Annotated in this window: 16 protein-coding genes; 14 read left to right on the forward strand and 2 right to left on the reverse strand. The window is 63.5% G+C overall.

From position 1 onward, the window contains the following. Nucleotides 1-14 precede the first annotated feature (14 nt). The gene (locus NTD88_RS27005; RefSeq protein WP_262155377.1) at nt 15-3,308 is read right to left on the reverse strand and encodes a PAS domain S-box protein; all 3,294 of its coding nucleotides are present in this window, start codon (nt 3,306-3,308) and stop codon (nt 15-17) included. 62 nt (nt 3,309-3,370) lie between these two features. Further along, entirely contained in the window at nt 3,371-4,249 is an 879-nt protein-coding gene (locus NTD88_RS27010; RefSeq protein WP_262155376.1) for a LysR family transcriptional regulator, read from the reverse strand. A gap of 130 nt (nt 4,250-4,379) precedes the next feature. On the opposite strand from NTD88_RS27010, the gene leuC reads away from it, so the two are divergent. The 14 genes from leuC to purF all read left to right on the forward strand — a co-directional run bounded on the left by leuC (nt 4,380) and on the right by purF (nt 21,014). Next, complete coding sequence (gene leuC / locus NTD88_RS27015; protein WP_262155375.1) at nt 4,380-5,813, forward strand: 3-isopropylmalate dehydratase large subunit; 1,434 nt, start codon at nt 4,380-4,382, stop codon at nt 5,811-5,813. Then, nucleotides 5,810-6,457, forward strand: a complete 648-nt coding sequence (leuD, locus tag NTD88_RS27020) for a 3-isopropylmalate dehydratase small subunit (protein ID WP_095155640.1) — start codon at nt 5,810-5,812, stop codon at nt 6,455-6,457. The genes leuC and leuD overlap by 4 nt, the downstream gene beginning before the upstream one ends. Before the next feature lie 53 nt (nt 6,458-6,510). Beyond that, nucleotides 6,511-7,275, forward strand: coding sequence for a class I SAM-dependent methyltransferase (locus tag NTD88_RS27025; RefSeq protein ID WP_095155641.1), 765 nt, complete (start codon nt 6,511-6,513; stop codon nt 7,273-7,275). Nucleotides 7,276-7,337: 62 nt separating this feature from the next. Further along, on the forward strand, nt 7,338-8,420 hold the full coding sequence (gene leuB, locus NTD88_RS27030) for a 3-isopropylmalate dehydrogenase (RefSeq protein WP_262155374.1): 1,083 nt from the start codon (nt 7,338-7,340) through the stop codon (nt 8,418-8,420). A 67-nt stretch (nt 8,421-8,487) separates the two neighbouring features. Then, nucleotides 8,488-9,600, forward strand: a complete 1,113-nt coding sequence (gene asd, locus NTD88_RS27035) for an aspartate-semialdehyde dehydrogenase (RefSeq protein WP_095155643.1) — start codon at nt 8,488-8,490, stop codon at nt 9,598-9,600. A 219-nt stretch (nt 9,601-9,819) separates the two neighbouring features. Then, nucleotides 9,820-10,830, forward strand: a complete 1,011-nt coding sequence (locus NTD88_RS27040) for an aspartate-semialdehyde dehydrogenase (RefSeq protein ID WP_262155373.1) — start codon at nt 9,820-9,822, stop codon at nt 10,828-10,830. Between the two features lie 168 nt (nt 10,831-10,998). Then, nucleotides 10,999-14,031 carry a FimV/HubP family polar landmark protein gene (locus tag NTD88_RS27045; RefSeq protein ID WP_262155372.1) on the forward strand — a complete coding sequence of 1,011 codons (3,033 nt, stop codon included), beginning with the start codon at nt 10,999-11,001 and terminating at the stop codon, nt 14,029-14,031. Between the two features lie 120 nt (nt 14,032-14,151). Continuing rightward, complete coding sequence (truA, locus tag NTD88_RS27050) at nt 14,152-14,994, forward strand: tRNA pseudouridine(38-40) synthase TruA (RefSeq protein WP_095155726.1); 843 nt, start codon at nt 14,152-14,154, stop codon at nt 14,992-14,994. A gap of 38 nt (nt 14,995-15,032) precedes the next feature. Continuing rightward, nucleotides 15,033-15,653: a phosphoribosylanthranilate isomerase gene (locus NTD88_RS27055; RefSeq protein ID WP_262155371.1), complete on the forward strand. Its 621-nt coding sequence runs from the start codon at nt 15,033-15,035 to the stop codon at nt 15,651-15,653. 275 nt (nt 15,654-15,928) lie between these two features. Then, nucleotides 15,929-16,849: an acetyl-CoA carboxylase, carboxyltransferase subunit beta gene (gene accD, locus NTD88_RS27060; protein WP_095155647.1), complete on the forward strand. Its 921-nt coding sequence runs from the start codon at nt 15,929-15,931 to the stop codon at nt 16,847-16,849. Beyond that, entirely contained in the window at nt 16,846-18,153 is a 1,308-nt protein-coding gene (gene folC / locus NTD88_RS27065; RefSeq protein WP_262155370.1) for a bifunctional tetrahydrofolate synthase/dihydrofolate synthase, read from the forward strand. The genes accD and folC overlap by 4 nt, the downstream gene beginning before the upstream one ends. Further along, the gene (locus NTD88_RS27070; protein WP_095155649.1) at nt 18,137-18,814 is read left to right on the forward strand and encodes an SPOR domain-containing protein; all 678 of its coding nucleotides are present in this window, start codon (nt 18,137-18,139) and stop codon (nt 18,812-18,814) included. The genes folC and NTD88_RS27070 overlap by 17 nt, the downstream gene beginning before the upstream one ends. A gap of 98 nt (nt 18,815-18,912) precedes the next feature. Then, the gene (locus NTD88_RS27075) at nt 18,913-19,467 is read left to right on the forward strand and encodes a CvpA family protein (protein WP_095155650.1); all 555 of its coding nucleotides are present in this window, start codon (nt 18,913-18,915) and stop codon (nt 19,465-19,467) included. A gap of 41 nt (nt 19,468-19,508) precedes the next feature. Beyond that, a complete protein-coding gene (gene purF / locus NTD88_RS27080) occupies nt 19,509-21,014 on the forward strand; it encodes an amidophosphoribosyltransferase (protein WP_095155651.1) in 1,506 nt (501 codons plus the stop codon). The last annotated feature ends 14 nt before the right edge of the window (nt 21,015-21,028 follow it).

Consider the following 21,028-nt stretch of genomic DNA (forward strand, 5'->3'; position numbering starts at 1 on the left):
AGAAAACCGGAAAATCAGTAGTCCGCCGGCGTTTCCAGCAGCATCGCGCGAAACGCGCTGAGGGGCAGCGGCCGGCTGTGCAGGTAGCCCTGATACAGGAAGCAGCCCTGGCGCAGCAGAAAGTCCAGTTGCTCGGACAATTCCACCCCTTCGGCGATCACCGTCAGCTCCAGGCTGCGGGCCATGGCGACAATCGCGCGGACGATTTCCGCATCGTTGGTGTCCACCGGTGCGTCGCGCACAAACGACTGATCGATCTTCAGCGTGTCCACCGGCAGGCGCTTGAGGTACGTCAGCGAGGAATAGCCGGTGCCGAAGTCGTCCATGGCGAAGCTCACCCCCAGCGCTTTCAGTTCGCGCATTTTGCTGATGGTGTCTTCCAGGTTCTGGATGACGATGCCTTCGGTGATCTCCAGCTTGAGCATGTGGTAGGGCAGGCGATAGTCGTCAAGGCTGCGGCGGACCCGCTCGACGAAGTCGTTCTGGCGGAACTGCCGCGGGCTGATGTTCACGCACAGGCTGAAATCCTCGGCGTCGATCAGGCGGTCCTGGAGCATGCGTGAGCAGGCGTCGCAGGCTTCATCGAGGATCCAGTTGCCGACTTCGAGGATCATGCCGCTTTCTTCCAGCACCTGAATGAACTGGCTGGGCTGTTGTTGGCCGAGCAGCGGATGGTGCCAGCGCAGTAGCACTTCGGCGCCGACGATGCGGTTGTCGCGGGCATCCACCTGGGGCTGGAAATGCAGCGCCAGCTCGCCGCGGGTCAGCGCCATTCGCAGGTCGCTTTCCATGCGCAGGCGCTCGCTGGCGGCTTTCTGCATGGTGGTGTGGAACAGTTGCGTGGTGTTGCGGCCAGAGTCTTTGGCACGGTACAGCGCAATGTCGGCACGTTTGAGCAGGTCGGCCGGGGTCGAACCATGGTCGGGAATCAGCGCTACGCCGATGCTCGGGGTCACCTGCAGGCGCTGGCCGTCCAGTGACATCGGTTCGGCGAGCAGCTCGCGCAGGGTATCGGCCAGTTCGCGAACCTTGTCCGTAACTTCCTCGCGGGTGCCTTCCAGGCCACTGAGCAGCACCACGAATTCGTCGCCGCCAAGACGCGCCACGGTGTCTTCCATGCGCACGCTGGCTTCGAGGCGCGCGGTGATGATCTTCAGCACCGTGTCGCCCACCGGGTGGCCGAGGGAGTCGTTGATGTGCTTGAAGTGGTCGAGGTCGAGGAACAGCAGGGCGCCGCGCAGGTTGTGACGCTTGAGCAAGGCGATCTGCTGGCTCAGACGGTCCATCAGCAGCGCGCGGTTGGGCAGGTTGGTGAGCGGGTCGTGATAGGCCAGGTGGCGGATCTGGGCCTGGGCGTTCTTCAGCTGGCTGACGTCGCGGGCGGTCAGCAGCAAGCAGTCGGTCTCATTGAGGGTGATGGGCTCGACCGAGACTTCCAGGGTCAGCAGCTCGCCGCGCTTGCTGCGCCCGAGCATCTCGCGATGGTTGACCCGGCCGCGTTCCTGCACCTCGGCCACCAGCATCGCGTGCTGTTTGTCATCGGCCCAGACACCCACTTCGTGGGCGCTGCGCCCGAGTACTTCGCCCGCGCTGTAGCCGGTCAGCCGGCAGAAACCGTCGTTGACTTCGACATAGCGCCCGCTGTCGCGCTCGCTGATGGTGATGGCGTCGGGGCTGGAGTGAAAGGCCTTGGCGAATTTCTCTTCGCTGGCCTTGAGCGCCGCTTCGGCGCGCTGTTGCTGGGTGATGTCGCGCAGGGTGGTGACGCTGCAGGTCTGCTCCTCGACCTTGATCAAGCGGCTGGAGATCACGCAGGTCAGCGGATGGCCGTCCTTGTGGTTGACCACCACGGCGACATTGTTCAGCGCCTGGTCGCGGATCACCTGTTCGATGCGTTTGGCGCGCTCGGCCGACTCGGCCCACAGGCCGATTTCCGCAGCATTGCGACCCAGCACCTGTTCGGCGGTCCAGCCGAAGGTCTGGGTGAAAGCCGGGTTGACCTCGATGAACTGGCCGCTGTCCTGGCGGGTGACGCAAATCGGGTCGGGGCTGACCTGGAACAGGCCGGCGAATTTCTCTTCCGAGCTGATCAGGCGCTGCTCACGCTCAACCTGATCAGTGATGTCCAGCAAGGTGCCGGCCATGCGCAGCGGGTTGCCATGCTCGTCGCGGTACAGACGGGCCCGGCTTTCGAGGAAGCGCGAGCTGCCATTTTCCAGCTGGATGCGGTAGGTGATCTGATAATTGCCCGCCGGCCCTTCGCGCAGGCTGCGGTAGGCCTGGCGCATGCTGCTGCGGTCGGATTCCGGCACGCCTTCGAAAAATGCGTCGAAGGACTCATGGAACGGCACCGGGCCCAGCCCGTGCAACTGCGCGGCGCGGGCCGAGCCATAGAGCATGCCGCTGGGGATATGCCAGTCCCAGGTGCCCAGTTGCGCCGAGTCGAGGGCCAGGTCCAGGCGTTCCTGGCTGTCCTTGAGGGCTTGCTCGGCGCGTTTGCGCTCGCTGGTATCGATAAAGGTGCTGAGCAGGTAGGCCACGCCCTCCAGCTCGATGGTCTGGGTACAGAGGATGCCGTCATGAATCTGCCCGCTGCTGGAGCAGAACTGCACTTCGAGAATCACCGGGCCATTGTTGTCGCGGGTTGCCTCCAGCACCTGGTAACGCTGCGGGGCATGGGCCCACAGGCCGAGCTCGATGGTGGTCTTGCCGATGACCTCCTGCGCCGGCCAGCCCAGGGTTTTCTCGAAGTGCTGGTTGACCTCGTGAATCAGCCCGTCGGACCGACGGCTCAGCAGCACCACGTTGGGGCTGAGCTGGAACAGCGTGGCAAAACGCTTTTCCGAGTTGATCAGCGCCGCCTCGCGCTCGCGCTGGCGGGTGATTTCGCGAATGACACCGATCATCTGCGGACGGCCGTGCTTGTCCTTGGTCAGGCTGCCGTTGATTTCCAGCCAGTGCAGGCTGCCGTCGGGCCAGCGGATGCGGTGGCGCATCGCTTGCTCCAGCGGTTCGCCGGCCAGCACCGAGTGAAACGCCTGCAGGGTGCGGTCGCGGTCTTCGGCGGGCAGCAGGTCGAGGTAGTCCAGGTCCTTGGGCAGCGGCACGTCCGGATCGTAGCCGAACAGCGCCTGGGTGCCCCGGGACCAACTGATCCTGCCGGTCTCGACATCCCAGAACCAGGCGCCCAGGCGGGCACCGTTGAGGGCGGCCAGCAATTGCGGCGCATTTTCCCAGGTCTGCTCGGACTCCTGGGGATCCGCCGCGTGGATACGCGGCAGCCGTGGAAAACGGTGTGATTTGGACATCGATACCAGACCTTTGGCGGATACGCTTCCTTGGTACAGGCCTTCCAGGGCTACCGGCGGCCTCAGGGTTGTCTCGCTTGGCTGTCGAGCAGTGCCATAAAGGCTCTGGCTGCGTTCGATAACGTTCGTTCCGTGTGCAGAATGTAGCCTAGCTGGCGCGACAGCTGAATGCCCGGAAGAGTGACGGGAACGACCTGCTCATCGAGCATTGTTCGTGGCAGCACACTCCAGGCGAGGCCGATGGAAACCATCATCTTTATGGTTTCCAGATAGTTGGTGCTCATGGCGATGTTCGGCACCAGGCCTTGCGCTTCGAACAAGCGCTGGACGATATGGTGGGTAAAGGTGTTTCCGCCGGGAAAAACCGCCGGGTGGTGGGCGATATCGGCGAGGTTGACCGCGTCTTTGCAGGCCAGTGGATGCTCCGGCGCGACCACGAAGTCCAACGGGTCATCCCACACCGACACGGCGCGAACCAGGTTGTGAGGCTCTGGCGCCAGGGTAATGACGGCGATTTCAGCGCGGCCGTGGAGGATTTCTTCGTAGGCTACTTCCGAATCGAGGAACTGGATGTCCAGGGCGACGGCCGGATACTGCCGGGTGAAGGTCCGCAGCAGCGGCGGCAGGCGGTGCAGGCCGATGTGATGGCTGGTGGCCAGAGTCAGCCGGCCGCTGACTTCGCCGGTGAGGTTGGTCAGGGCGCGACGGGTGTCGTCCAGCACGTTGAGAATCTGATAGGCGCGCGGCAGCAGCGCGCGTCCGGCCTCGGTCAGGCTGACCTCGCGGCCGAGGCGATCGAACAACCGTACGTCGAGTTGTTGTTCGAGGCCGGCGATGCGTTTGCTGATGGCGGGCTGGGTCAGGTGCAACCGTTCTCCGGCCCCGGAGAAGCTGCCAGTCTCGGCGATGGCGATAAAAGCATTGAGGTTTGCCAGATCCACGTTTTCAGATTCCCTTTGGTTATCCAAAGCATAAAAATTATGAATTTGAGTTATTCAATCTAACGCCATAGCATCAGCCGTACAAGCCAAGTGGTTATTGGCATAGAAAGACGCTGATGAGGAAAGCCTGATGGCCGGCAAAACGCTCTACGACAAGCTCTGGGATTCGCATTTGGTCAAACAGCGCGACGATGGTTCGGCGCTGATCTACATCGACCGTCACATCATCCATGAAGTGACCTCGCCGCAAGCCTTCGAAGGCCTGCGTCTGGCAGATCGCAAACCTTGGCGTATCGATGCCAACATCGCCACCCCGGACCACAACGTACCGACCACGCCTGAGCGCAAGGGCGGGATCGAGGCCATCGCTGACCAGGTGTCGCGTCTGCAGGTGCAGACCCTCGATGAAAACTGTGACGAGTATGGCATCACCGAATTCAAGATGAATGATGTGCGTCAGGGCATCGTCCACGTCATCAGCCCGGAGCAGGGCGCCACCTTGCCGGGCATGACTGTGGTCTGCGGTGACTCGCACACCTCGACCCACGGCGCGTTCGGCGCGCTGGCCCACGGTATCGGTACCTCCGAAGTGGAGCACGTGCTGGCCACCCAGTGCTTGGTCGCCAAGAAAATGAAGAACATGCTGGTGCGCGTCGAAGGCCAGTTGCAGTTCGGCGTGACCGCCAAGGACATCGTTCTCGCCGTGATCGGCAAGATCGGCACCGCCGGCGGCAACGGCCACGCGATGGAATTCGCCGGCAGCGCGATCCGCGACCTGTCCGTCGAAGGCCGCATGACCATCTGCAACATGTCCATCGAAGCCGGCGCCCGCGTTGGCCTGGTGGCCACTGACGCCAAGACCATCGAGTACGTCAAGGGCCGTCCTTACGCGCCGAAAGGCGAGCAATGGGATCTGGCGGTAGAAACCTGGAAAGACCTGGTCTCCGACGCCGACGCCGTGTTCGACACCGTGGTTGAACTGGACGCCGCCGAAATCAAGCCACAGGTCAGCTGGGGCACCTCGCCGGAAATGGTGCTGGCCGTCGATCAACGCGTGCCGGATCCGGCTGCCGAGAGCGATCTGGTCAAGCGTGGCTCCATCGAGCGCGCCTTGAAGTACATGGGCTTGAGCGCCAACCAGGCGATCACCGACATCCAGCTCGACCGCGTCTTTATCGGTTCCTGCACCAACTCGCGCATCGAAGACCTGCGGGCCGCCGCGGAAATCGCCAAGGGCCGCAAGGTCGCCGCGACCATCAAGCAGGCCATCGTGGTGCCGGGCTCGGGCCTGGTGAAAGCCCAGGCAGAGCAGGAAGGCCTGGACAAGATCTTCCTCGAAGCCGGTTTCGAATGGCGTGAACCGGGCTGCTCGATGTGCCTGGCGATGAACCCGGACCGCCTGGAGAGCGGCGAGCATTGCGCGTCCACCTCCAACCGGAACTTCGAAGGCCGTCAGGGCGCCGGTGGTCGTACCCACCTGGTGAGCCCGGCCATGGCCGCCGCCGCCGCCGTCACCGGCCGTTTCATCGATGTACGCGAGTTGATCCAAGGGAGCGCAGCATGAAAGCCTTTACCCAACACACCGGCCTTGTCGCTCCGCTCGACCGTGCCAACGTCGACACCGACCAGATCATTCCCAAGCAATTCCTGAAGTCGATCAAACGCACCGGTTTCGGTCCGAACCTGTTCGACGAATGGCGTTACCTGGATGTCGGCCAGCCGTACCAGGACAACAGCAAGCGTCCGGTCAACCGCGACTTCGTCCTCAACCACGACCGCTATCAAGGCGCCAGCGTGTTGCTGGCCCGCGAAAACTTCGGTTGCGGTTCGAGCCGCGAGCACGCCCCGTGGGCGCTGGAAGAATACGGTTTCCGCAGCATCATCGCGCCGAGCTACGCCGACATCTTCTTCAACAACAGCTTCAAGAACGGCCTGCTGCCGATCATCCTCAGCGACGAAGAAGTCGATGAGCTGTTCAAGCAAGTGGAAGCCGATCCGGGTTATCAACTGAGCATCGACCTGCAGGCACAGACCGTCACCCGTCCGGATGGCAAAGTGCTCGGCTTCGAAATCGATGCGTTCCGCAAGCACTGCCTGCTCAACGGCCTGGACGATATCGGCCTGACCCTGCAGGACGCCGATGCCATTGCGGCCTTTGAAACCAAACATCGTGCCAGCCAGCCGTGGTTGTTCCGCGACGCCAAATAATGTGTTGACCCTATCGCTGGCTTGCCAGCGATAGCGGCCTCCGGAGACAGAAGATGACCAGCAGCAGCCACAAGGACGTTGTCCAGCGCCAGTTTGGCGAACAGGCCAGCGCCTACCTGAGCAGTGCCGTACATGCCCAGGGCACCGAATTTGCCTTGCTCCAGGCCGAGCTAGGCGGGCATGAAAACGCCCGTGTTCTCGACCTGGGTTGCGGCGCCGGTCATGTGAGTTTCCATGTGGCACCGCTGGTCGCCGAAGTGGTGGCCTACGACCTGTCGCAGCAGATGCTCGATGTGGTCGCGGCCAGTGCCGCCGAGCGCGGCTTCGGCAATATCGTCACCGAACGCGGTGCCGCCGAACGCCTGCCGTTCGCCGATGCTTCGTTCGATTTCGTCTTCAGCCGCTACTCGGCGCACCACTGGAGCGACCTGGGCCTGGCCCTGCGCGAGGTTCGCCGGGTGCTCAAACCGGGCGGCGTAGCGGCTTTCATCGATGTGATGTCGCCGGGCAGCCCGCTGCTGGACACCTACCTGCAAAGCGTCGAAGTGCTGCGCGACACCAGCCATGTGCGCGATTATTCCGCCGCCGAATGGCTGCGCCAGGTCAGCGAGGCCGGCCTGTTCGTCCGCAGCCACACTCGTCAGAGCCTGCGTCTGGAGTGGACCTCGTGGGTCGAGCGGATGCGCACTCCCGAGCCGATGCGCGCCGCCATCCTCCAATTGCAGCAGGCCATGGGCGAAGAAGTGCGGCAGTATTACCGGATCGAAGCCGATGGCTCCTTCAGCACCGATGTCCTGGTGCTGTGGGCCGAGCGCTGAAATCACACTGAATTTTCCGGCGCGCCACGTGGGCGCGCCGCTTGAATTGAATAGAGGAAAGCATGAGCAAGCAGATTCTGATTCTCCCGGGTGATGGCATTGGTCCGGAAATCATGGCCGAAGCCGTCAAGGTGCTGGAACTGGCCAACGACAAGTTCCAGCTCGGCTTCAGCCTCGAGCACGACGTGATCGGCGGCGCCGCCATCGACAAGCACGGCGTGCCGCTGGCCGACGAAACCCTGGAGCGTGCGCGCAAGGCTGACGCTGTTCTGCTGGGCGCCGTGGGCGGTCCGAAATGGGACAAGATCGAGCGTGACATCCGTCCGGAGCGCGGCCTGCTGAAGATCCGTTCGCAACTGGGCCTGTTCGCCAACCTGCGTCCGGCTATCCTCTACCCGCAACTGGCCGATGCCTCCTCGCTGAAGCGTGAAATCGTTTCCGGCCTGGATATCCTGATCGTCCGCGAACTGACCGGCGGCATCTATTTCGGTGCACCGCGCGGCACCCGCGAGCTGGAAGGCGGCGAGCGCCAGTCCTACGACACCCTGCCGTACAGCGAGAGTGAAATCCGCCGCATCGCCCGTGTCGGTTTCGACATGGCCCGCGTGCGTGGCAAGAAACTCTGCTCGGTGGACAAGGCCAACGTCCTGGCGTCCAGCCAACTGTGGCGTGAAGTGGTCGAGGAAGTGGCCAAGGGCTACCCGGACGTCGAACTGAGCCACATGTACGTCGACAACGCCGCCATGCAACTGGTGCGCGCGCCGAAGCAATTCGACGTGATGGTCACCGACAACATGTTCGGCGACATCCTCTCGGATGAAGCGTCCATGCTCACCGGCTCCATCGGCATGCTGCCGTCGGCGTCGCTGGATGCCGACAACAAGGGCATGTACGAGCCATGCCACGGTTCGGCGCCGGACATCGCCGGCCAAGGCATCGCCAACCCGTTGGCGACCATCCTTTCGGTGTCGATGATGCTGCGTTACAGCTTCAATCAGCAGGCCGCCGCCGAGGCGATCGAGAAGGCCGTCAGCCTCGTGCTGGACCAGGGGCTGCGTACCGGCGACATCTGGTCGGACGGTTGCAGCAAGGTGGGAACGCAGGAAATGGGCGACGCAGTAGTCGCAGCGCTGCGGAATCTGTAATCTCTCTGGCCCGCTGTCGAAATCACAACCAAGACAGCGGCCCACTTTTAGCGAAGGTGTAGTTGCGATGAAACGTGTAGGTCTGATCGGTTGGCGTGGAATGGTCGGTTCCGTGCTCATGCAGCGGATGCTCGAAGAGCAGGATTTCGATCTTATCGAACCGGTGTTCTTCACCACTTCCAACGTCGGCGGCCAAGGCCCGGCAGTGGGCAAGGACATTGCTCCGCTGAAGGATGCCTACAGCATCGACGAGCTCAAGACCCTGGATGTGATCCTGACCTGTCAGGGTGGCGACTACACCAACGAGGTTTTCCCGAAGCTGCGTGAAGCTGGCTGGCAGGGTTACTGGATCGACGCCGCTTCGTCCCTGCGCATGCAGGATGACGCGGTCATCGTTCTGGATCCGGTCAACCGCAAGGTCATCGACCAGCAACTGGACGCCGGCACCAAGAACTACATCGGTGGCAACTGCACCGTCAGCCTGATGCTGATGGGCCTGGGCGGCTTGTTCGAAGCCGGCCTGGTCGAGTGGATGAGCGCCATGACCTATCAAGCGGCTTCCGGCGCCGGCGCGCAGAACATGCGCGAGCTGATCCGCCAGATGGGCGCTACCAACGCGGCCGTTGCCGATGAACTGGCCAACCCGGCCAGCGCCATCCTCGACATCGACCGCAAGGTCGCCGAAGCCATGCGCAGCGACAGCTACCCGACCGAGAACTTCGGCGTACCGCTGGCCGGCAGCCTGATCCCGTGGATCGACAAGGAACTGCCGAACGGCCAGAGCCGTGAAGAGTGGAAGGCCCAGGCCGAGACCAACAAGATCCTCGGTCGCTTCAAGAGCCCGATCCCGGTTGATGGCATCTGCGTGCGCATCGGCGCCATGCGCTGCCACAGCCAGGCGCTGACCATCAAGCTGAACAAGGATGTGCCGCTCGCCGACATCGAAGGCATGATCAGCCAGCACAACCCTTGGGTGAAACTGGTGCCGAACCAGCGCGAGATCAGCATGCAGGAGCTGACCCCGACCAACGTGACCGGCACCCTGAACATCCCGGTCGGTCGTCTGCGCAAGCTGAACATGGGTTCGCAATACCTGGGCGCCTTTACCGTGGGCGACCAACTGCTGTGGGGCGCGGCCGAACCGCTGCGCCGCATGCTGCGGATCCTGCTGGAGCGTTGATCGCTTCGCGGTAAAGTCGAAACCCGCGCTGGAGACAGCGCGGGTTTTTTGTTTTTTGTGGGATCGAATCCAAGTAAAGTGCCGCTCCCGCATAATCCGGGACTGCTTTCGCAGATCATCGCGAGCAAGCTCGCTCCTACGGTTTTAGCGACATTTCTGTAGGAGCGAGCTTGCTCGCGATGAACTGCCCAGCAACCCAACCGGCCAGAGAGACCCCAAATGACCCAGCCCATCGATATCGCCGTCATTGGCGCCACCGGCACCGTCGGTGAAACCCTTGTGCAGATTCTCGAAGAACGCGACTTCCCGGTGGGCACCCTGTACCTGTTGGCGAGCAACGAATCGGCCGGCAGTTCCGTGGCATTTCGCGGCAAGAACCTGCGCACCCGCGAGGTCGATGACTTCGATTTCAGCAAGGTCCGCCTGGCCTTCTTCGCCGCCGGCCCGGCCGTCACCCTGAGCTTCGCGCCCCGCGCGCAAGCCGCCGGTTGCGCAGTGATCGACCTCGCCGGTGCGTTGCCTGCCGACCAAGCCCCGGCCGTGGTGCCGGAAGCCAACCCACAGGTGCTGGACAACCTGAAAGCACCGCTGCAATTGCACAGCCCGAGTTCCGCCGCGGTAGCCCTGGCCGTGGTGCTGGCGCCGTTGAAAAACCTGATCAGCCTGGAGCGTGTGCACGTCACCGCCTGCCAGGCCATCTCCGCCCAGGGCCGCGAAGCCGTCAGCGAACTGGCCCGGCAAACCGCCGAGTTGCTCAATGCCCGTCCGCTGGAACCGCGCTTCTTCGACCGGCAAGTAGCCTTCAATCTGCTGCCTCAGGTCGGTGCCAGCGACGAGCAAGGTCATGGCCTGCTGGAGCGTCGTCTGGTGCGCGAGTTGCGCGAATTACTGGACCTGCCTTTACTCAGCATTTCAGTGACCTGCATTCAAGTCCCGGTGTTTTTCGGCGATAGCTACACTGTGACCTTGAACACGCGCGAGGCGGTGGATCTGCCTGCCGTGAATGCGGCGCTGGAAGCGGCTGAAAGTATCGAACTGGTGGAGGCGGGGGATTATCCGACGCCGGTGGGTGATGCCGTAGGCCAGGATGTGGTGTATGTGGGCCGCGTTCGCAGTGGTATCGACGAGGCGCAACAACTCAATCTCTGGCTGACAACCGATAACGTGCGCAAAGGCGCGGGTTTGAACGCCGTACAGGTGGCTGAATTGTTGATAAAAGACCTTGTGTAAAAGATACTTGGCGACACTTTGCACACTGAGCGTTAAATGCCGGAAATAACTTTGCTCCGGCATTTATCAACAGTTCGAACATGGCAGTGGTCATGTCGGTACCAAGCCTCAAGGCGGTTCTTCACTTCTTCTCGGTGCCCGGGGAAGTTTCAAACAAAGGATGAGGTCATGCTTCGAATTCGCAAACTGGTGTTAGCAATAGCCGCAGCGTCGGCGCTGTCTTCCGGTATGGCGCATGCCCTCGGGTTGGGCGAATTGACCCTCAAGTCGGCGCAGAACCAGCCGTTGGACGCCGAGATCGAACTGCTCGATGTACGTGACCTCACTGCCGCCGAGGTCAAGCCGAGCCTGGCGCCGGCAGAAGAATTCAGCAAGGCCGGCGTCGCACGCCAGACCTTCCTCAATGACCTGACCTTCACCCCGGTGATCAACCCGGCGGGCAAGAGTGTCCTGAAAGTGACCTCCAGCCAGCCGCTGCCAGAGCCGATGGTCAAATTCCTGGTCCAGGTGCTGTGGCCCCAAGGCCGTCTGCTGCGCGACTACAGCGTACTGATCGACCCATCCAAGTTTTCCCCTGAAGCCGCCAAGGCCGCCGGCGTGACCCCCGCGGTCAGCGCGCCGGGCAACTACACCACCATGCGCCGCGACACCTTGTGGGAAATTGCCTCGCGCGCGCGTCAGGGCGGCTCGGTGCACCAGACCATGCTGGCGATCCAGGCGCTCAACCCGGATGCCTTCATCAACGGCAACATCAACCAGCTCAAGACTGGCCAGGTCCTGCGCATGCCGGACCAGCAACAGATCCAGAACATTCCGCAGGGCCAGGCGGTAAAAGAAGTCAACGAGCAGTACGCCGCCTGGCGTCAGGGCCGTCGTCTTGGGCCGCAGGCGCGGCAACTGGATGCCACCCGGCGCAACACGGCGCAGCCCGCGCCGGCGCGTGTTGCCGAGCAGGACAACCTCAAGCTGGTCGCTCCCGCAGGCAAGGGTGCTGCCGGTGACAAGGCGTTGAGCGACAAACTGGCGACGACCCAGGAAAACCTCGACGCCAGCCGCCGCGAAGGCGACGAACTGAAAAGTCGCATGACCGATCTGCAGAGCCAACTGGACAAACTGCAGCGGCTGATCGAACTGAAAAACGACCAACTGGCCCGCCTCGAAGCCCAGAGTGGCATTCCTGTGCCAGCTCCGGCTCCTGCTCCGGCAGAAGCGGCGGTGGCGACCGCGCCGGTTATCGACGCCCAGTTGCAGCCGGCCCCGGCTGAACCTGTGGTCGCACCGGCACCCGCTGCGGTCGATACCGCGCCGGCTGACGCGGCCGCCAGCGAAGTCGCGCCGGAAAACAACGATAGCGGCCTGGACAGCATTCTCGGCAATCCGCTGCTGCTGGCGCTGATTGCCGGTTCTGCACTCCTGGCGTTGCTGCTGCTCCTGTTGCTGTTGGCGCGCAAGCGCAAGGCCCAGCAGGAAGCGGAAAAACACCTGCGCATGGCGCGCGCGCTGGCCGAGGAAACCGAACTCGGTCCAGACCTGGAACTGCCATCGAGCAGCTTCGAAGGCCTGGACATGGCGCCGCCGACCGTCAAGCTGGCCCCCGCCGTGGTCGCAGCCTCCGCCGCCGCGGCGACTGCCGCCGAGCAAGTCAGCGAGCCGCGTGTGGCGCCGGTCGCCGAGCCAGCGGTCGATCCACTGCTGGCAGAAGTCGATGAGAGCATCGCCAACGGCCGCCTGAACCACGCCGCCAACCTGCTGGAACCCGCAGTGGAGAAGGCGCCACAGCGTAGCGATCTGCGCCTGAAACTGATGGATGTCTATGCCCGCCAGGGTGACCGCGACGCGTTTGTCGGCCAGGAGCGGCAGTTGCAGGCCAATCCGCAGAACCTCGCCGCCGTCGACGGCCTCAAGAGCCAATATCCGGCCATGGTCACACTGGCCGCTGCCGGTGCGGTCGCGGCAACGGCGCTGGACGAAGAATTCGTTCAGGGGCTGCTGTCCGAAGAACCAAAACCGGAAGCCGACCTGCCCGGTGATGACGAGCTGGACAGCGCTTTTGACCTGAGCCTGGACGACCTGGACGGGCTGGAGCTGGAAACGCCGGCGGATATCGCCGCGGTCAAGGCCAGCGAAGCTGCTGCGCCGGAGCCGTCCCTCGACGATCTGGATTTCGACAGCCTGCTGCAAGACAACCCCGAAGCTCAGCCGGCACCCGCACCACAAGACGCCCCCGAGCCTGTTGCTGATCTGGACGACCTGGATTTCGACACGCTGCTGCAAGAGCAGACCGCAGCGCAGGCGGCTCCAGAGCCGGAACCAGAGCCTGAAGTCGCTCCGGCGTTGGATGACCTGGATTTCGACAGCCTGCTGCAGGAGCACACCGCAGCCCAGGCGCAGCCTGAAGTGGAAGTCGAGCCGGAGCCTGCTCCAGCGCTGGACGATCTGGATTTCGACAGCCTGCTGCAAGAACACACCGCCGCCCAGGCGCAGCCTGAAGCGCAAGTCGAGCCCGAGCCTGCCCCGGCGCTGGATGACCTGGACTTCGACAGCCTGCTGCAGGAGCACACTGCAGCGCAGGCGCAGCCAGAGCCGCAACCAGAACCTGAGCCGCAACCCGAACCACAAGCCGAGCCGGTAACCTCCGCGGCACTCGACGACATGGACTTCGATGCCCTGTTCGAAGACGCCGACAAGGCACTGGCGGCCCAGCCGGACGATCTGGCCGACTTCGATCTTGACGTTACCGACGATGCCCCGGTGACTGCGCCTGAAGCCAGGCCACCGCTGGATATCGAGGCGGAGCTGGCGGCATTCGACAACGACCTGGGCCTGGAAGCCGACCTGCCGGATCTCGATTTGCCGGAGGACTTCGACCTGTCCCTGCCGGGCGAGTCGGATGCGGCGGCGAAGAACTTTGCCGCGGAACTGGATGACGTCAACGCCGAGCTCGACAAGCTGTCGCAGAGCCTGGAGCAGCCGCCACTCGAGCCGCACTTCACCGCTGAAGATGCAGCGGCGTTGCCGGACGATGCGGAGTTCGACTACCTGTCCGGTGCCGACGAAGTGGCGACCAAGCTTGATCTCGCCCGTGCCTACATCGACATGGGTGACCATGACGGCGCCCGCGACATCCTCGACGAGGTCAACAAGGAGGGTGACCAGGCCCAGCGCCGCGAAGCCAACGAGCTGCGTTCGAAACTGGCCTGACCGTCCGCCCCGCAAGTCCAACGGCAGCCCGGGTGGCTGCCGTTGTCGTTATAATTCCCGCCATTGTGTAAATCGACAGGCTTTATCCTCTTGGAAATCATCGACAACTCGGCCGCCGAAATGGCGGCCGAAGGCTTTTTCAGAATCGCCCTGGGCGTGGAATACAAAGGCTCCCGCTATCGTGGCTGGCAGCGCCAAAGCAATGCTGTGAGTGTGCAGCAGACCCTTGAAGAAGCGCTGTCGAGGGTGGCCGATTCGCCGGTGGCGCTGCATTGCGCCGGGCGCACCGATGCCGGCGTGCATGCCTGCGGTCAGGTGGTGCATTTCGATACCCGCGCGGTGCGCAGTTCCAGAGCCTGGACCATGGGCGCCAATATCAATCTGCCCCATGACGTCAGCGTTTCCTGGGCGAAGGAGATGCCGGCGCATTTCCATGCCCGCTACAAGGCGTGTGCGCGGCGCTATCGCTACGTCATCTACAACGACGATATTCGCCCGGCGCACCTGGGTGATCAGGTCACCTGGAACCACCGGCCGCTGGATGTCGAGCGTATGGCCGAAGCCGCCGCTCAATTGGTCGGCACCCACGATTTCAGCGCCTTCCGCGCCGGCCAATGCCAGGCCAAGTCGCCGATCAAGACCCTTCACCACCTGCGCGTTACCCGCCACGGCAAGATGATCGTGCTGGATCTGCGCGCCAGTGCGTTTCTCCATCACATGGTGCGCAACATCGCTGGCGTACTGATGGCCATCGGTGCCGGCGAGCGCTCGCCGGAGTGGGCAGGGCAGGTGCTGACCAGCCTCGACCGGCGTGCTGGCGGCGTCACCGCGCATCCGTTCGGCCTGTATCTGGTGCAGGTCGAGTACCCGGAAGAGTTCGCCTTGCCCGCGCGTTTCATCGGTCCGCATTTCCTCACCGGTTTCGAGTCACTGGCGGCTGACGACCCGGCGGTCATTTGCTAACATCCGGGACTTTCGGGTTCAGTCGAGGTTCGCTGGCTATGTCTGCCGTTCGCAGCAAGATCTGCGGTATTACTCGCGTGGAAGACGCGCTGGCCGCGGCTGAAGCGGGGGCTGACGCCATTGGCCTGGTGTTCTACGCCAAGAGCCCGCGCGCGGTGAGCGTGCAGCAGGCGCGGGAAATCATCGCCGCCTTGCCGCCGTTCGTGACCACGGTGGGCCTGTTCGTCAACGCCAGCCGCTGCGAACTGAGCGAAATCCTCGAAGCCGTGCCGCTGGACCTGCTGCAATTCCACGGCGACGAAACCCCGGCCGATTGCGAGGGCTACAACCGTCCCTGGATCAAGGCGCTGCGGGTCCGCCCCGGTGATGACCTGGAGGCGAGCTGCAAGCTGTACGCCAGGGCCAGCGGCATTCTCCTCGACACCTACGTGGCCGGCGTGCCCGGCGGGACGGGCGAAGCCTTCGACTGGTCGCTGGTGCCGGATCGCCTGAGCAAGCCGATCATCCTCGCTGGCGGGCTGTCCCCGGACAACGTCGCTGCGGCCATCGCTCAGGTCCGGCCGTATGCGGTGGACGTCAGTGGTGGGGTAGAGCAGTCCAAGGGCATCAAGGATGCGGCGCGCATCGAAGCGTTCATCAACGCGGTGCGCCGCGGTTGAGGCGCTTCGATGTGACGGCTATCGGTGCCGCATCGTCCATAGCTTTCGCAGCCTATTGCTGCCTGACCAGGCCCGCGGGCCGGTCGAAATTGTCGGTCGGTGCCGTAGGCATCGCCCATACAGGTTGACGATGAGTCGCACTTCCTAAGGGCTTGCGCTGAATGCGCGCCACCGGATGCGGCTGATCTTCGCGACATACACGAATTGAAGCTCAAGGGCATACGCGCGACCCGGCACCCATTGCCTGCCGGCCGCCGCTACTGGAGAAATAAAGCATGAGCAACTGGTTAGTAGACAAACTGATCCCATCGATCATGCGTTCCGAGGTGAAGAAGAGTTCGGTTCCTGAAGGCCTGTGGCACAAGTGCCCGTCCTGCGAGGCCGTGCTGTATCGCCCGGAACTGGAAAAGACCCTGGACGTCTGCCCCAAGTGCAACCACCACATGCGTATCGGCGCCCGTGCGCGCCTGAACATCTTCCTCGATCCGGAAGGTCGTAACGAGCTGGGCGCCGACCTGGAACCAGTCGACCGCCTGAAATTCCGCGACGGCAAGAAGTACAAGGACCGCCTGGTCGCTGCACAGAAGCAGACCGGCGAAAAAGACGCCCTGATTTCCATGAGCGGTACCCTGTTGGGCATGCCGATCGTGGTCAGCGCCTTCGAGTTCTCCTTCATGGGCGGCTCGATGGGTGCCATCGTCGGTGAGCGCTTTGTTCGCGCCGCCAACTACGCGCTGGAAAACCGCTGCCCGATGGTCTGCTTCTCCGCTTCCGGCGGTGCGCGCATGCAGGAAGCGCTGATCTCCCTGATGCAGATGGCCAAGACCTCCGCCGCCCTGGCGCGCCTGCGTGAAGAAGGCATTCCGTTCATCTCCGTCCTGACCGACCCGGTCTACGGCGGCGTTTCTGCCAGCCTGGCGATGCTCGGCGACGTTATCGTCGGTGAGCCGAAAGCCCTGATCGGCTTTGCCGGCCCGCGCGTCATCGAGCAGACCGTGCGCGAAAAACTGCCGGAAGGCTTCCAGCGCAGCGAGTTCCTGCTGGAGCACGGCGCCATCGACATGATCGTTCACCGTCAGGAACTGCGTGCGCGCCTGGGTAACCTGCTGGCGCAGATGATGGGCCTGCCGACGCCGAAATTCGTGCCTTCGGCCATGGACGCGGTTGTCGTGCCACCGGCGCCTGCCACCGTATGACCCAACGTACCCTTGGCGACTGGCTCGCCTATCTCGAGCAATTGCACCCGTCGGCCATCGACATGGGCCTTGAACGTTCCCAGCAGGTTGCAGCACGGCTCGGGCTGGGCAAACCGGCGCCTCGGGTGGTGACCGTTACCGGCACCAATGGCAAGGGTTCCACCTGCGCCTTCATCGCTGCGCTGCTCAAGGCGCAGGGGCTGAAGGTCGGCGTCTATAGCTCGCCGCACCTGCTGCGCTACAACGAGCGGGTGCAGATCGATGGCCTCGAAGCCAGCGACGAGCAACTCTGCGAAGCCTTCGCCGCGGTGCAAGCCGCTCGCGGCGAAATCTCCCTGACCTACTTCGAAATGGGCACCCTGGCGGCGTTCTGGCTGTTCAGCCGTTCGGCGCTGGATGCGGTGGTCCTGGAAGTCGGCCTGGGCGGGCGGCTGGATGCGGTCAACCTGATCGACGCCGACCTCGCCGTGGTCACCAGCATCGGCGTCGATCATGCCGACTGGCTGGGCGACACCCGCGAATCAGTGGCCTTCGAGAAAGCCGGGATCTTCCGCCAGGGCAAGCCCGCGCTGTGCGGCGATCTCAATCCGCCGCAGCCGTTGCTGGACAAGGTTCGCGAGCTGAGTTGCCCGTTCTTCCTGCGCGGCCGTGACTTCGATCTGGCCAACACCGACCAGAACTGGCAGTGGCGGGGCGTTGACGCCCGTGGCGAGGTGGTCGAGCTGCGCGATCTGCCGTTGCTTGATTTGCCGATGGAAAACGCCGCGCTGGCCCTTCAGGCTTACCTGCTGCTCGACCTGCCGTGGGATGCCGGGCAGGTCGCCCAGGCGCTGGTCGATGCGCGTATCGTCGGCCGTCTCGACCGTCGCCAGTTCGTCTGGCAGGGCAAGCCGTTGAATATCCTGCTGGATGTCGGGCACAACCCGCATGCCGCGCAATACCTGGCCGAACGCCTGGCCTCGCGGCCGGTGGCGGGCAAGCGCCTGGCGGTGTTCGGCCTGCTGGCCGACAAGGACCTGCCGGGTGTGATCCAGCCGCTGTCCCGCCAGGTCGCGCACTGGGCGGTAACCGCCCTGGATACACCGCGCAGCCGTTCGGCGGCGCAGTTGCAGGCAGCACTGGAGAACCTTGGCGCTTCGGTGCAGTCTTACTCCAGCGTTGCACAGGCTCTGGAAGGGCAGTGCGAGCAGGCGACGGCGGATGATGAAATCCTGCTGTTCGGATCATTTTTCTGTGTTGGCGAGGCCCTGCAGTGGCTGAGCCGGCAGACCCAGGGGGAAGGGGCCAATGGCGGGGCTGGATAAAGTCATCAAGCAGCGGATGGTCGGTGCGCTGGTACTGGTGGCACTGGCGGTGATTTTTCTGCCGATGCTGTTCACCAAGGAAGACGAGTTGCGTCAGGTCCGTGTCGAAGCGCCGGAAGCCCCGGCGGTCCCGGCCTTGCCGCAGGTTCAGGTGGAGCCGGTGCAGGTCCCGGAACCCCAGGTGATCCCGGACAGCAGCGTCGCGGCCCAGCCGCAGACGCCACCGGCCACGCCGATCGCGCCAGCGCCTTCGACAGTGACGGTCACGGCCCCCACGCCGGAAGCCCCGGCCAAACCAGCGGCGCCTGCTCCGGTCAGCAAACCGGCGGCAACGCCCGCGCCAACCGTCGCCACGGCGCCAGCTCCTGCCAAGCCGGCCGCCCAGGCGCCGGCATCGACCAACAAGGTCGACGGCAATGGCTTGCCGGTCAGCTGGTCGGTGCAACTGGCCAGCCTGTCCAACCGCGCCGGCGCCGACAGCCTGCAGAAAACCCTGCGTAGCCAGGGCTATAACGCTTATATCCGCTCGTCCGACGGGATGAACCGGGTCTTCGTCGGGCCGGTGATCGAGCGTGCCGAAGCCGAGCGCCTGCGTGATGTCATCAGTCGCCAGCAGAAACTCAAGGGTTTCGTGGTGCGCTTCCAGCCAGAACGAAGCTGAACTCCGCCGTCCGGCCCTGTCCGGACGGCAAATCACCGCTTACCCCCGGCCCGCCGCTCTGGTAAAATGCGCCGCCTCAACTGTTTGCAGGCCGCACCGTGGCATTTACCTGGGTCGACTGGGCGATTCTCGCGATCGTCGCCATTTCTTCGCTGATCAGTCTCAAGCGCGGCTTCGTCAAGGAAGCCTTGTCACTGCTCACCTGGATCATCGCCGGCGCCGTCGCCTGGATGTTCGGGGGCGCCGCGTCGCAGTACCTCGAAAGCTATATCCAGACGCCCTCCGCCCGTGTGATTGCCGGGTGCGCCATTATTTTCGTCGCCACCCTGCTGGTGGGGGCAATGATCAACTTTCTCATCGGCGAACTGATTCGCGTCACCGGGTTGTCCGGGACCGATCGCTTCCTCGGCATGGCCTTTGGCGCCGCGCGGGGAGCCTTGCTGGTGGTGGTAGCGGTCGGGCTGCTGAGCCTGGGACCGGTACAACAGGATTCGTGGTGGCAAGAGTCGCGGCTCTTGCCCCAATTTCTATTGGTGGCTGACTGGTCGAAGAACCTCATTCTGGGGTTGACCAGCCAGTGGCTAGCCAGCGGGATCAGCGCACCGGCTGATCTGCCGTTCAAGGAGCAGCTCCTCGGCCCTAAAACGCCTTGAGTGCTGTTCAGTCCAGTTTCATTAAGTAGGGGTTGCGTCGCATGTGTGGCATCGTCGGTATCGTCGGTAAGTCGAACGTCAATCAGGCGCTGTATGACGCGCTAACGGTCCTCCAGCACCGCGGCCAGGACGCTGCCGGTATTGTTACCAGCCATGATGGCCGGTTATTCCTGCGCAAGGACAACGGTCTTGTCCGTGACGTCTTCCAGCAGCGCCATATGCAGCGCCTGGTCGGTCACATGGGCATTGGCCATGTGCGCTATCCAACCGCAGGCAGCTCGACCTCGGCCGAGGCCCAGCCGTTCTACGTCAACTCGCCATACGGCATCACCCTGGCGCACAACGGCAACCTGACCAACGTTGAACAGTTGGCCAAGGAGATCTACGAGTCGGACCTGCGTCACGTCAACACCAACTCCGATTCGGAAGTCCTGCTCAACGTCTTCGCCCATGAACTGGCGGTGCGTGGCAAGCTGCAGCCGACCGAGGAAGACGTGTTCGCCGCGGTCACCGACGTGCACAATCGTTGCGTCGGCGGTTACGCCGTGGTGGCGATGATCACCGGTTACGGCATCGTCGGCTTCCGCGACCCGAACGGCATCCGCCCGATCGTCTTCGGCCAGCGTCACACCGACGAAGGCGTCGAGTACATGATCGCCTCCGAGAGCGTCTCCCTGGACGTGCTCGGCTTCACCCTGATCCGCGACCTGGCGCCGGGCGAAGCGGTATACATCACCGAAGACGGCAAGCTGCACACCCGTCAGTGCGCGACCAATCCGAAACTCTCCCCGTGCATCTTCGAACACGTCTACCTGGCCCGTCCTGACTCGATCATCGACGGTGTGTCGGTGTACAAGGCGCGTCTGCGCATGGGCGAGAAGCTGGCCGAGAAGATCCAGCGCGAGCGTCCGGATCACGACATCGACGTGGTCATCCCGATTCCCGACACCAGCCGTACCGCCGCTCTCGAGCTGGCCAACCACCTGGGCGTCAAGTTCCGCGAAGGCTTCGTCAAGAACCGCTACATCGGCCGTACCTTCATCATGCCGGGCCAGGCTGCGCGGAAAAAATCCGTGCGCCAGAAGCTCAACGCCATCGAACTCGAGTTCCGTGGCAAGAACGTGATGCTGGTGGACGACTCCATCGTGCGCGGCACCACCTGCAAGCAGATCATCCAGATGGCCCGCGAAGCCGGCGCGAAGAACGTGTACTTCTGTTCCGCTGCCCCGGCCGTGCGTTTCCCCAACGTCTATGGCATCGACATGCCGAGCGCCCACGAACTGATCGCTCACAACCGCAGCACCCAGGATGTCGCCGACCTGATCGGCGCCGACTGGCTGGTCTACCAGGACCTGCCTGACCTGATCGAAGCGGTTGGCGGCGGCAAGATCAAGATCGAGCACTTCGACTGCGCGGTATTCGACGGCCAGTACGTCACCGGCGACGTCGACCAGGCATACCTGGACAAGATCGAGCAGGCCCGCAACGACCTGGCCAAGGTCAAGACCCAGGCGGTCAGCGCGATCATCGACCTCTACAACAACTGATATAGGGAGCAACG

It is taken from the genome of Pseudomonas sp. 20P_3.2_Bac5, assembly GCF_025466035.1.
Lineage (GTDB): Bacteria > Pseudomonadota > Gammaproteobacteria > Pseudomonadales > Pseudomonadaceae > Aquipseudomonas.